Consider the following 12,342-nt stretch of genomic DNA (forward strand, 5'->3'; position numbering starts at 1 on the left):
AGCCTCTGCCGAGGTGCACCCCGACGCTCGCCTCCCCGGGTGCGCTCGCGTCTCAGTTCGTGCTCGTGTCTCACTGCGCTTCGGTGATCGGCGCGATCGGCGAAGCGCAGTGAGACACGAGTGCGGAGCGAGACATGAGCGTCTGCTTCCGGTGCGAGCCCGCTCAGGGGGTCTCGGGGGCCGAGGACTTCTTCGCGGTGCTCGTCCTCTTCGCCGCCGTCGTCCGCGCCGTGGTGGACTTCGCGGCCGTCGACTTCGCCGCGGCACCCGTCTTGGAGGCCGTGCTCGACTTCGCAGTCCCGGACTTCGCCGCAGTCGTCTTCGTCGTGCCGGACTTCGAAGCGGCGGCCTTCGTCGTCGAGGACTTCGCGGCCGTCGACGTCTTCTTCGCCGTGCCCGTCTTCGCCGTCGTCTTCCGCGTGGTCGTCTTCTTCTTGGCCGGACCCTTCGCCCGCTTCTCCGCGAGCAGCTCGAACGCCCGCGTGGGCGAGATGCCCTCGACGGAGTCGTCCTTGCGGAGGGTGGCATTGGTCGTCCCGTCCGTCACGTACGGACCGAAGCGGCCGTCCTTGACGACCACGGGCTTCTGGGACTCCGGGTCCTCGCCCAGCTCCTTGAGCGGTGCCGCCGCCGTCTGCCCGCGGCGCTGCTTGGGCTTCGAGTAGATCTCCAGCGCCTCCTCGAGGGTGATCGAGAAGATCTGCTCCTCGCGCTCCAGCGACCGCGAGTCCGTGCCCTTCTTCAGGTACGGCCCGTAGCGGCCGTTCTGCGCCGTGATGGGGGTGCCCTCGGCGTCCTCGCCCACCGTGCGCGGCAGGGTCAGCAGCTGGAGCGCCTGCTCGAGCGTGACGGTCGTGGGCTCCATCGACTTGAACAGGGAGGCCGTGCGCGGCTTGGGCTTCTTCTGCCCGCGCTTGGGCTTCTCCTCCGGCTCCGGCAGCACCTCCGTCACGTACGGGCCGAACCGCCCGGACTTCGCCACGATGGTGTGCCCGGTCTCCGGATCCGTGCCCAGCTCGCGGTCGCCCGTGCCCTGCGTGGCGATGAGCTCGCGGGCCTTCGCCTCCGTGAGCTCATCGGGGGCGAGGTCGTCCGGGACGGAGACGCGGCCGGGCTCGTCCTCGGGAGAGCCCCCGGTCACCGAGGGCGCGACCTCCAGATAGGGGCCGTAGCGGCCCACCCGCAGGACGATGCCGTCCGCGATCGGCACGGTGTTGATCTCGCGGGCGTCGATGTCGCCCAGATCGTCCACGATCGCCTTGAGGCCCAGCTTCGCCGCCGCTGTCGCATCGCCCGCCGCTGTCGCATCGCCCGCCGAGGCGGCAGCCGCCTCGCCGTCCCCGGCCGCCGCAGCCGCCGAGGCACCCGCGGTCCCGGGGCCCGAACCCTCGGCATCACCGGAGCCGGCCTCGGCGGCATCGCCTGCTCCCCCTGCGCCGAAGTAGAAGTCATGCAGCCACTTCCGGCGGTCCTCGCGCCCACCGGCGATCTCGTCGAGGTCGCCTTCGAGTGCAGCCGTGAACTGGTAGTCGACGAGCCCGGAGAAGTGCTCCTCCAGCAGGCGGATCACGGAGAACGCGAGCCAGCTGGGGACGAGCGCGTTGCCGCGGCTGGTGACGTAGCCGCGGTCCTGGATCGTCGAGATCGTCGCCGCGTACGTGGACGGGCGGCCGATCCCCAGCTCCTCGAGCCGCTTGACGAGGCTGGCCTCCGTGAAGCGCGGCGGGGGCGCGGTCGTGTGGCCGTCGGCCTCCACGCGCTCCACCGCGATCGCCTCGCCCTCCTCCACATTGGGCAGGCGGGACTCGCCCTCCTTGCCCTCCGCGTAGCGCTCGACGTCGCGGCCCTCCTCGTAGGCGGCGAGGAAGCCGCGGAAGGTGATGACGGTGCCCGAGGCGGTGAAGCCGGCCCGGGCAGGCGTCTTCTCCCAGCCGCCCGGGGCCAGCTCCCCGGTAGCGCCGCTGAGGTCCGCACCGATCTTCATGGTCGCGGTGCGGCCCTTGGCATCGGCCATCTGGCTGGCGACGGTGCGCTTCCAGATGAGTTCGTAGAGGCGGAACTCGTCGCCGGTGAGGCTGCCGGAGACCTGCGCGGGCGTGCGGAAGTGGTCACCGGCGGGCCGGATCGCCTCGTGCGCCTCCTGCGCGGCCTTCTGCTTGGAGCCGTACATGCGCGGGGAGTTCGGCACGAACTCGGGCCCGTAGAGCTCCCCGATCTGCCGCCGTGCGGCGGAGACCGCCTGGCCGGACAGCTGCGTGGAGTCCGTGCGCATATAGGTGATGTAGCCGTTCTCGTACAGCGACTGCGCCACGCGCATGGCCTGGCGGGCGGACATCCGCAGCTTGCGGCCGGCCTCCTGCTGCAGCGTCGAGGTGGTGAAGGGCGCGGCCGGCCTGCGCGTGTAGGGCTTGGTCTCGAGGGAGTCGACCGTGAGCGCGGTCTTCGCCGCACCGTTCAGCGCACTCGCCAGGGATTCCGCGTGCGCCTGGCCCAGCACAGAGACCTGCGCGGACTTCTTGAGCCGGCCGCGGTCGTCGAAATCGCGACCCGTCGCGACCCTGCTGCCGTCGACGGACTCCAGCCGCGCCTTGAAGGGGGCCGAACCCGCAGCGCTCGTGCCCTCTCCTGCGGCGAGTTCCACGTCGAGGTCCCAGTAGTCAGCGGAAACGAAGGCCATGCGCTCACGCTCGCGCTCGACCACGAGCCGGGTCGCCACGGACTGCACGCGGCCGGCCGAGAGCCCGGCCCGGACCTTGCGCCACAGCACCGGGGAGACCTCGTAGCCGTAGAGGCGGTCGAGGACGCGGCGGGTCTCCTGCGCATCGACGAGGTCGTCATCGATCTCACGGGTGTTCTCCAGCGCACGCTCGATGGCCTCACGCGTGATCTCGTGGAACACCATGCGCTTGACCGGGACCTTGGGCTTGAGGACCTCGCGCAGGTGCCAGGCGATGGCCTCCCCTTCGCGGTCCTCATCGGTTGCGAGATAGAGCTCGTCGGCGTCCTTGAGGAGCTTCTTCAGCTCCGTGACCTTCTTCTTCTTGTCCGGGGCGACCACGTAGTAGGGGTCGAAGCCGTTGTCCACGTCCACGGCGAACTTGCCGTAGGGGCCCTTCTTCATGTCAGCCGGGAGCTCAGAGGGCTGAGGCAGATCGCGGATGTGCCCCACCGAGGCCTCCACGTCATAGCCGTCGCCCAGATAGCCCACGATGGTGCGGGCCTTGGTGGGCGACTCGACTATGACCAGTCGGCGCGGGGAGTTTCCGGAGGCTGCCATGGATTCCTTTCCCTTCGGACGGGGACGTCCGCGGTCATGCTGACCCGACGCACTCCGATGACATGTGCCGGGAGCACGCTCGGACATCAGGACGGCCGGATGTGTGCAAACAGTAGCACCCGGCCCGGACGCGGATTCGCACACCGGTGCCGCCTGCGTCCCGGCGCTGACCGGGAGCGAGGAGGCGGGAGCCGGAGGCACGCGGGCGCGGACCGCAGGACGGCGGGGACGGGGCGGGCGATCCGAGGCCGGGGCAAGCGGGGACGGGCGAGAGCGTGCGGCTCAGGCCTCGGCGGGAGCGAGCACGCCCTCCGGGACGAGGGATCGGACCTGGCTCACGAGCTGCCGGGTGAGCGCCGCGGGATCGGCGTCGAGGAGCTGGGCGAGCGCGGCGGCGATCTGCCCGAGCGTGAGCGAGCCGTCGCACACGCCGAGGAAGCCGGCGAGCGCGGGATCGGCCTGGAACGTCCGGGCGAGGCCCGCGCCCTGCTCGATCGTGAGCATCGTGGGGTCCTCGGCTCCGGGCCGCAGGTGCCGGTGCTCGGTGACATCGCCGGCGAGCACGAAGGCCGTCGCCTCGAGCTCCGCGTCCGTTGCCGATCCCAGCCATTCGAGCAGCCCGAGGCGCAGGTCGAGGAAGGAGGCCAGCCCCGCGGGGTTGGAGCCCGGCCCCGTCTCGATGCGGGCGAAGGAGCGGACCGGGGAGACGGCATCCGCCTCGGCCGCGAGCCGGTGCAGACGCACCCAGCCGAAGCCCACGCTCTCCACCCCGCGGGCCTCGAGATCGTCGAGCCAGGCCTCCGAGTCCGACTGCCAGCGCGGGCTCGCACGCTGCACCCCGCCGTCGCGGATCCAGGTGCGGGCGTACTCGGCGGGGCTCATCCGCTGGCGCTCGATGACCATCGCCGAGGTCGCCGCGGCCGCGGGTTCGGGTTCGCCGCCTGCGAGCTCGGGTGCCTCCGCACGGCCCTCAGCCTCCGCGCGACCCTGAGCCTCCGCGCGGGGCTCCAGCCATTCGTGCGGGAGGAGGCGCCCCTCGCCGTACTCCCAGTTGCCGAGGAAGACCGCCTGGCCTTCGGGAGCCAGGCGCGCCGGTGCGCCCTCGATGACCTCGCGCATGATCGCGTCCCCCGTCCGCCCGCCGTCGCGGTACTCGAAGCGGCCGGAGCCCTGCGGGTCCGCCCGCCGCGGGGTGATGACGAACGGCGGATTCGACACGAGGAGATCGACCGTCTCCGTGAGCGGTTCGTAGAGCGAGCCGAGCCGCAGCTCGACGGCGTCCGCGACTCCGTTGAGCATGGCGCTCAGCGCCGTGCACGCGAGTGCCCGCCGGGAGATGTCGGTGGCGATCACCCGGGCGGCGTGGCGGGCCAGGAGCACCGCCTGGATGCCGCATCCCGTGCCGAGGTCGGCCGCGAATCCCACGCGTTCGCGCGGGGTGATCTCCGCGAGGGTCCGCCCCGCACCGCCGTAGCCGAGGACATAGTCGCCGTCGAGCGTTCCGGGCACGGTGAGCGTGCCGTGGTCGGAGGCGAGGAGGAGCGTCTCGTCGCCGGGACGCTGGCGGCGGGGCACCCCGACCGGCACCGGGTGGCACGTGAGCGCGAGGACCGAGCGGAGGGGCGCTTCGGGCACCGGGCACTCCTCGAACAGACCCGCCGCGCACAGCTCGTCGAGGAGGTCGCCGCCCAGAGCCGCGGCGAGGTGGCGAGGCTCGACCGGCTGGTCGAGCAGGAAGACGGAGGCCAGCGCGGCGAGCGCGGCGCCGTCCTCGGCGCCCTCCGCAGCGCCGGCTCCGCGGGCGTTCCCGCAGCGCGTTCCCAGCACACGCGCACAGGCGCGCCGGGCCGGTGCCGGATCATTCGCCTCGAGCGCGGCATCCGCGTCCACGCCCCAGATGCCGCGCAGTGCGGCGGGCGTGTAGGGCGCGGCCCGCAGAGCTGCGGCAAGGCGGTCGGCAAGGTGCGGGGACAGTGAGGGAACCGGCGGGAGCGAAGTCACCGCACCAGGGTATCGAGCGGTCGAGAGCCTTCGCAGAAGGTCCGAAGGCCCTCACCCGCCGTGCGCCGGCGGTCCGGGCACCACGCGGAAGCCGCCTGATCACGGCGGACGGCCCCAGCATCTGGGCAGTGCCTCACGTGGGCCGCATCACGGTCACATTCCGTCCGCATCTCGGACACCGGGCCGGGGCACCCCGTCCCACGGGACAATGGCGCCGATGAGGGAAGACACACCCGTGCCGGGCGTCTTGCGGCGGCCCGGCAGCGAAGACGCACACCGTGCGGAGGCCGGCTCCCCCGCGGGCACCGATGTGCGCCTGCGCTTCGCCCGCGGCACCGCGGCCGCGCTCGTGGCGACCTTCATCGCACTCTTCTCCCACATGGCCGGCGGCGGGACCGCACCGCCGTTCATGGGCGTGGCCGTGCCGCTCTTCTTCTCGCTCGTGGTGTGCATCGTGCTGGCCGGCTGCCGACGCTCGCTCGTGAGGATCACCGCCTCGGTGGTGCTCAGCCAGCTCGTGTTCCACTGGATGTTCACAGCCGCCGCATCGGCACAGGCGGCGCGGACGCTCAGGCAGGCGGCGGCGGGCGACCAGGCCGCCGCGCTCGGACCCCACGCCTTCCATGCGCCGCTGCCGGAGGGATTCGCCGAGGCCGCGGGCGCAGGTTCGGCGGCAGCCGTCCACGCCGGGCACTCCGGCCTGCTCATGCTGCTCGCGCACGCCGGTGCGGCCGTGCTCACCATCGCGGTGCTGCATCGCGCCGAACGCATCCTGGCCTGTCTCCGCGACCTCCTGCGCATGGTGGGGGCGCGGCTGCGCGCGCTCGCCTCGGACGCCGTTCCGGTACCGGTCCTCTCCCCGCACCGGGGCCTCACAGGCACCCCGCTCACCCGTGTGTTCGTGCCCCTCGGGGTGCTCCGTTCGACCCATCTGGACAGGGGTCCGCCCGCCTTCGCCCTCGCCGCCTGACCGCACCGTCCTGCTGCGGCTCCGCCCGCGGCGGCACAGTTTCCACACCCCTTCTCCACCGCACGCACCTCGGGTCCTCCGAGGACGCCTCGGCGGACGCTTCGACGACCTCCTCTCGGCCCCGGCCGCCGAGGCCCGTCCGATGTCCGCCGCGTCCGAGGCCCGTCCGATGCCCGCCGCGTCCGAGGCCCGTCCGATGCCCGCCGCGTCCGAGGCCCGTCCGATGCCCGCTGAGTCCGCGGCTCCCGCGTGATGCTCCGGCCCCCGCGCCCGAGGCCCGCGCGACGTCCCCTCGGACGCTCCGCCCCGCATCCCACCGGGCCCCGGTGCGTGCCCCAGCTCGTACGAACTCTCACGAAAGGCGCTGACATGCGCACACGCACACTCATGACCCTGCCCGCCGTCCTCACCGCGGCCTCTCTCATGCTCGCGGCCTGCGGCTCGGGAGAGGAGGACGGCGCCTCCGCCGCCGAGGCCCCCGCCGCCGACTCCGCCACCCTCACCGACCCCTGGGCCAAGGCCGCCGAGGAGGGCATGACCTCCGCCTTCGGCCTCGTCGAGAACACCGGCGAGGAGGAGATCACGCTGGCGGCCGTCGAATCCCCCGTCTCCGACCACGTCGAACTGCACACGACGAACGAGGACGGCTCCGGCGGGATGTCGATGGAGGAGCAGGAGGGCGGCTTCCCCATCGCCCCGGGCGAGACTCTCACCCTCGAACCCGGCGCCGAGCACATCATGCTCATGGACCTCGCGGAACCGCTCGAGCACGGCACGACGACTGAGCTCACCCTCGTGTTCTCCGATGACTCCACGCTCGAGGTCACCGCGGACGTCCGCGATTTCGCCGGCGCCCAGGAGAACTACGGCGGCATGGAGGACGAGGACTATGCCGGGCACGGCGAGACCGCCGGGGACCACGACTCCGGCGAGGGCGATGCGCACGCGGAGCACTCGGATGAGTGACCTCACCCGCCGCCGGATGCTGCTGAGCGGCGCCTTCGCCGGAGCCGGAGGCCTCGTGCTGGCCGGCTGTTCCGCCGGGGAGGGACGGGGAGGGTCAGCAAGCACCTCGGCGGACCTCTCTCCGGAGGAGGTGCTCGCCCATGCCCCCGTCGGAACGGAGACGGTGCCCTTCCACGGCCGGCACCAGGCGGGCATCACGACGACACCGCAGGCCTTCGCCTCCCTCATCGCACTCGATCTGAACGACGACACCGGCCGGGAGGAGATCCGCCGGCTGCTGAGGGTGCTCAGCGACGACGCCGCGCGGCTCACGCAGGGGCGCGGCGCACTGGCGGACACGGAGCCCGAGCTCGCCTCGGCGCCGGCCCGGCTGACGGTGACTCTCGGTTTCGGCCCGGAGCTCGTGAGGCGGGTCGCGGGCGCCGAGGCGGTCCCGGGCTGGCTCCGCCCCCTGCCCGCGTTCGACATCGACGAGCTCCGTGAGGAGTGGAGCGGCGGCGACCTGCTGCTGCAGATCGCCGCCGATGACCGGGTGACGGTGGCGCATGCGGCGCGCGTGCTGGTGAAGAGCTCGCGCACCTGGACGTCCGTGCGGTGGCGGCAGCCGGGCTTCCGGCGCGCCCGCGGCTCGGAGGCCCCGGGTACGACGATGCGCAACCTGTTCGGACAGGTCGACGGGACGGTGAATCTGCGGCCCGGCGATGAGGACTTCGACGCCCAGGTGTGGGCTGCGGACGGGTGGATGGCCGGGGGCACGTCGTTCGTGCTGCGGCGCATCCGCATGGACCTCGACGAATGGGACAGGGTGGATCGCTCCGCCCGCGACAGCGCGCTCGGACGCAGGCAGTCCGACGGGGCTCCGCTCACGGGAGAGGACGAGCACGATGAGCCGGACTTCGCGGCGCTGGGCCCCCACGGGTTCCCGGTGATACCGGAGTTCTCGCACATCGCGCGGGCGCGGGGCGAGGATCCGCGGCCCACGATGCTCAGACGCGCCTACAACTACGAGGACGAGGCCGCGGGCGAGGCCGGCCTCCTGTTCATCGCGTTCCAGGCCGATGTGGACACCGGTTTCGTGCCGGTGCAGCGGCGCCTGGACGAGCTGGACATCCTCAACCAGTGGACGACGCCGGTGGGATCGGCCGTGTTCGCTTTGCCGCCCGGCTGCGAGGAGGGCCGATTCGTGGGCGAGACCCTGTTCGTCTGAGGCCTCTCCCCCCGAGTTGCGTCTGCGTACCGGCCGTGCTGCACGGCCGGTACGCCGACGTCACATCCGAGGTGCCCGCTGTTCCGGCAGCGTCCCCTATTCCGCAGGCACCCGCAGCGTCCAGAGGAGCAGGTGCGCGATCCACACCGCGACCACCGCGACCACGAACCAGCCGACGTGTGCGGACAGCGCACCCGCATCCGCACCGGGCTGCGTGAATGCCATGTCCAGGTCCACGGCGGAGAGGAGGGCGAACAGCACGCCGCCGAGGCAGGCGATGCCGGCGGTGAAACGGCGGTTGAACTCAGGCCGGTGCGCCGCCGAGGTCCAGTGGGCGTGCGCACGGCGGGAGGGGATGTTGACGAGGCCCGCGGGCACGAGCGCCACGAGACCGTGCACGAACGCGTAGACCAGGAGGAAGACGAGCACGCCTGCGATCCCCACCGCACGCTGCAGCACCACCGCCATCCGGCCGTTCCTCCTCCGCGGGCATCGACGCGGGCTCATGAGACCCTCCGCAACGACGTTATCAGCGGTGCCCGCCCTACCATTGGTGCCATGAACACGCCCCAGGACCGCACGCCCGATCCCCACGGTTCGGTCCTGTTCGACACCATCACGCGGTTCCGCGAGCGTGAGGACCGGGTCACCCACGTGCGCGCTCTCCCCGCTCGCGCCGGCATCACGGCGGACTGGCCGGGCTGGCTGGACGAGGACGTGCGCCGGGCCTTCGAGGCCTCGGGCATCCCCCGGCCCTGGACCCACCAGGCCGAGGTCGCGGAGCTCGCCCACGCCGGCCGGCACGTCATCGCGGCCACGGGCACCGCCTCGGGCAAATCGCTGGGCTACCTCATGCCCGTCCTCCACTCCGCCGTCCGCGGCACAGCGCACCCCTCCGGCCGCGGCTCGGCCTCCCTCTACATCTCCCCCACCAAGGCGCTGGCCGCCGATCAGGCCGAGACCCTGCGCACGCTCGTCCTGCGGGGCCTGCGACCGGCGGCCTATGACGGCGACACCGCGCAGGCCGACCGCGACTGGGCACGCCGCCACGCCAATGTCATCCTCACGAACCCGGACATGCTCCACCGCTCGATCCTGCCCTCCCACCAGCGCTTCTCCTCCGTGCTCAAACGCCTCGACTACATCGTGGTGGACGAGGCGCACCAGTACCGGGGCGTGTTCGGCTCGCACGTGGCCCTCGTCCTCCGCCGCCTCCTGCGCCTGGCCCGGCACTACGGGGCCGAGCCCACGGTCGTCGGCGCCTCCGCGACGGCGGGCGATCCCGCCGGCGTGTTCTCCCGTCTCATCGGGGAGGACGCGGCGGCCGTCACCCAGGACGCCTCCCCGCGGGCGGCCGGATGCTTCGTGCTCTGGGAGCCGCCGCTGCTGCCCGCCGGCGGAAAGGAGGAATTCGATGCCGATCTCCTCGGGGAGGACGCGGCCGATCCGTGGGCGGAGAGCACCCCGCTGGATCCCTGGGCCGACAGCGCCGCGCCCGCACACAGGTTCGCCGCGCTGCCGCCGGAACCGACCTGGCCGGAGGTCGCCGCACGCCGCTCCTCGCTGGTCGAGACCGCCGACATCCTCGCCGACACCACATGTGCAGGCCGCCGGGGCATCGGCTTCATCGCCTCCCGGCGCGGGGCAGAGGCACTCGCATCCATGATCAAGGACCAGGTCGCCCGCGTGGACGACTCCCTCGTGCGCACCGTCGCCGCCTACCGCGGCGGCTATCTGCCGGAGGAGCGCCGGCTCCTGGAGACGGGACTGCGCACCGGACGCCTCCTCACGGTCGCCTCGACCAATGCCCTGGAGCTGGGCATCGACATCTCCGGCCTCGACGTCGTCGCGATCGCGGGCTGGCCGGGCACGCTCGCCTCGCTCTGGCAGCAGGCCGGCCGGGCCGGACGCGCGGGGCAGGAGTGGCTGGCCGTCCTCATCGCCCGCGACGATCCGCTCGACACCTACCTCGTCAACCACCCCGAGGCCGTCTTCGACCGCAGCGTCGACGCCGTCGTCATCGACCCGGGCAATCCCTATGTGCTGGCCGGGCACCTCTGCGCGGCCGCCGCCGAGGCGCCCCTCACCGCCGCCGACCTCGCTCTCTTCCCCGCAGGAACGGAGGGGGTGATCGAGCAGCTGACGGAGGCGAAGATGCTGCGCAGGCGACCGGCGGGGTGGTACTGGGCGAAGGCGGAGAGCGCCGCCGGCCTCTCCGACATCCGCTCCGGGGGCGGGGGCACCGTCCGGCTCGTGGAGGCCGCGACGGGTTCGCTCCTGGGCACGGTCGATGACGCCGGCAGCCACCACCAGAGCCACCCCGGCGCGGTCTACGTGCATCAGGGCCGCACCTTCCGCGTGCTGGAGCTGGACACGGACCAGCACGTCGCCTTCGTCGAGGCCGCGAGCGTGGACTACACGACGGAGGCGCAGTCCGTCACGGAGATCGGCGTGGTCGAGACCCGGGCTGCGCGCGGCCTCCCTTCCGGGGCCGCCCTCAGCTGGGGTGTCGTGGACGTGACGACGCAGGTGACCGGCTACCGCATGCGACAGCTCGGCACGGGCGTCGTCATGGGCGAGCACCCCCTGGAGCTGCCCTCGCAGGTGCTGCGCACACATGCCGTCTGGTGGTCGGCACCCGATGCCCTCGTCGAGGCGGCCTGCGTCTCCCCCGCGGATCTCCCCGGCGCGGTGCATGCCGCCGAGCACGCGGCGATCGGGCTGCTCCCCCTCTTCGCCGGCTGCGACCGCTGGGACATCGGCGGCGTCTCCACTGCACGGCACGCGGACACGGGACTGGCCTCCGTGTTCGTGCATGACGGGCAGCCGGGCGGAGCGGGCTTCGCGGAGAGGGGCTACAGCGCCTTCGAGCGCTGGCAGACCGCCACGCTCGAGGCCATCGACGCCTGCCAGTGCCTGAGCGGCTGCCCCTCCTGCGTCCATTCGCCCAAATGCGGCAACGGAAACGAACCGCTGGAGAAGTACGCGGCGGTGCGGCTCCTCGCGGCCGTGCTCGGCTGAGACCGTGGTCCTGCCGTGCCCGGCGGTGCTCGGCGGAGGCCGCGCAGCCCGGCACCCTCGGCAGACATCGCGCGCGCTGCCTGCTCGGTCGTGCGTCGCTGCAGTCATGGTCCGGATCTTCCGGCAACCGCTTCGGCCCGCATCACCGGCCGGCGCTCGAGCCCTGGCGCGCTCAGTGCGACCGGCACCTCCACCTCGACCTTCGCCCGCTGGAGGTCCGGCCGCACGATGCACTCGGACAGCTCGGCGCCGTTGCGCTCCGCCACCTCCTCCGCCATCGCGCACGGGTCCGCGGTCCCTCCCTCCGTCGTTCCTCCGTCCCCCGGCCCGCTCCACGCGAGTGTCTGCGCTGCGGCGAGCGCGGCGAGGTCGGCAGCGGCATCCGCCTGCGACCGGGCACGCAGACCCATGCTCACGGCCCCCACCACGAGCACCAGCGTCATGGCGAGGGAGGCCGTGCCCAGCCCGATGACGGTGCTCGACCCCTCATCGCACCGCCGTCCTTCTGCTTCTGCCCCCGGCCCCGCGGTTGCTGTCCGGTCCACGCCGACCTCACCCCTCCCGCCGCGCAGTCGCCCGAGCCCGCACCGATTCGAGCACCGGGGCGAGGCTCTCCGGCAGCGGCACTTCCACCGTCACCTCCGCGTACCGACCCTCCTCCGCGATCGTCACGCGGGCTCCCTCGCCCGCGCGCTTCCGCGCCTCACTCAGCACCTCCGAGCGCGGCTCCCCGCGCGCGGCCTCCCGGGCCGCACCGCGAGCGGCGTCCTGAGCCCGCAGCTGCGCCGATCCGACGGTTCCGGCACCCACGACGAGACCGATCACCAGCACCAGTGCGGGCATCACCATCGCGAACTCCGCCGCGGCTGCGCCCTCGTCGCGGGAACCGGCACCGCCCAT

9 protein-coding genes are annotated in these 12,342 nt (G+C 72.8%); 4 read left to right on the forward strand and 5 right to left on the reverse strand.

What is annotated here, in order from left to right; all coding sequences use genetic code 11:
* Positions 1–163 precede the first annotated feature (163 nt).
* Together topA and K318_RS0117190 are read right to left on the reverse strand one after the other, a co-directional pair.
* Positions 164–3,277, reverse strand: coding sequence for a type I DNA topoisomerase (topA, locus tag K318_RS22875; RefSeq protein WP_084500372.1), 3,114 nt, complete (start codon positions 3,275–3,277; stop codon positions 164–166).
* A gap of 282 nt (positions 3,278–3,559) precedes the next feature.
* Positions 3,560–5,278 carry a N5-glutamine methyltransferase family protein gene (locus K318_RS0117190; protein WP_035282226.1) on the reverse strand — a complete coding sequence of 573 codons (1,719 nt, stop codon included), beginning with the start codon at positions 5,276–5,278 and terminating at the stop codon, positions 3,560–3,562.
* 217 nt (positions 5,279–5,495) lie between these two features.
* Between K318_RS0117190 and K318_RS22880 the strand changes: the two genes are divergently transcribed.
* From K318_RS22880 to K318_RS0117205, 3 genes are all read left to right on the forward strand, one after another.
* Positions 5,496–6,248 carry a hypothetical protein gene (locus K318_RS22880; protein ID WP_156914090.1) on the forward strand — a complete coding sequence of 251 codons (753 nt, stop codon included), beginning with the start codon at positions 5,496–5,498 and terminating at the stop codon, positions 6,246–6,248.
* A gap of 369 nt (positions 6,249–6,617) precedes the next feature.
* The gene (locus tag K318_RS22885) at positions 6,618–7,214 is read left to right on the forward strand and encodes a copper chaperone PCu(A)C (RefSeq protein ID WP_035282228.1); all 597 of its coding nucleotides are present in this window, start codon (positions 6,618–6,620) and stop codon (positions 7,212–7,214) included.
* On the forward strand, positions 7,207–8,421 hold the full coding sequence (locus tag K318_RS0117205) for a Dyp-type peroxidase (protein WP_029090401.1): 1,215 nt from the start codon (positions 7,207–7,209) through the stop codon (positions 8,419–8,421). The genes K318_RS22885 and K318_RS0117205 overlap by 8 nt, the downstream gene beginning before the upstream one ends.
* A 96-nt stretch (positions 8,422–8,517) precedes the next feature.
* Here K318_RS0117205 and K318_RS0117210 read toward each other — a convergent pair whose 3' ends face one another.
* Positions 8,518–8,889, reverse strand: coding sequence for a hypothetical protein (locus K318_RS0117210; RefSeq protein WP_029090402.1), 372 nt, complete (start codon positions 8,887–8,889; stop codon positions 8,518–8,520).
* Positions 8,890–8,979: 90 nt separating this feature from the next.
* Between K318_RS0117210 and K318_RS0117215 the strand changes: the two genes are divergently transcribed.
* Complete coding sequence (locus tag K318_RS0117215; protein WP_029090403.1) at positions 8,980–11,442, forward strand: DEAD/DEAH box helicase; 2,463 nt, start codon at positions 8,980–8,982, stop codon at positions 11,440–11,442.
* Between the two features lie 104 nt (positions 11,443–11,546).
* On the opposite strand, the gene K318_RS0117220 is transcribed toward K318_RS0117215, so the two are convergent.
* Positions 11,547–11,987, reverse strand: coding sequence for an Rv3654c family TadE-like protein (locus tag K318_RS0117220; RefSeq protein WP_169721489.1), 441 nt, complete (start codon positions 11,985–11,987; stop codon positions 11,547–11,549).
* Positions 11,988–11,994: 7 nt separating this feature from the next.
* The gene (locus K318_RS0117225; RefSeq protein ID WP_035282229.1) at positions 11,995–12,342 is read right to left on the reverse strand and encodes a TadE family protein; all 348 of its coding nucleotides are present in this window, start codon (positions 12,340–12,342) and stop codon (positions 11,995–11,997) included.

This window comes from Brevibacterium album DSM 18261 (assembly GCF_000426445.1).
GTDB lineage: Bacteria > Actinomycetota > Actinomycetes > Actinomycetales > Brevibacteriaceae > Brevibacterium > Brevibacterium album.

Coding starts and splice junctions, on each gene's coding strand:
- K318_RS0117215 (WP_029090403.1), top strand. CDS start 8,980: ATGAACACGCCCCAGGACCGCACGCCCGATCCCCACGGTTCGGTCCTG.
- K318_RS0117205 (WP_029090401.1), top strand. CDS start 7,207: ATGAGTGACCTCACCCGCCGCCGGATGCTGCTGAGCGGCGCCTTCGCC.
- K318_RS0117210 (WP_029090402.1), bottom strand. CDS start 8,889: ATGGCGGTGGTGCTGCAGCGTGCGGTGGGGATCGCAGGCGTGCTCGTC.
- K318_RS22880 (WP_156914090.1), top strand. CDS start 5,496: ATGAGGGAAGACACACCCGTGCCGGGCGTCTTGCGGCGGCCCGGCAGC.
- K318_RS0117225 (WP_035282229.1), bottom strand. CDS start 12,342: ATGGGCGGTGCCGGTTCCCGCGACGAGGGCGCAGCCGCGGCGGAGTTC.
- topA (WP_084500372.1), bottom strand. CDS start 3,277: ATGGCAGCCTCCGGAAACTCCCCGCGCCGACTGGTCATAGTCGAGTCG.
- K318_RS22885 (WP_035282228.1), top strand. CDS start 6,618: ATGCGCACACGCACACTCATGACCCTGCCCGCCGTCCTCACCGCGGCC.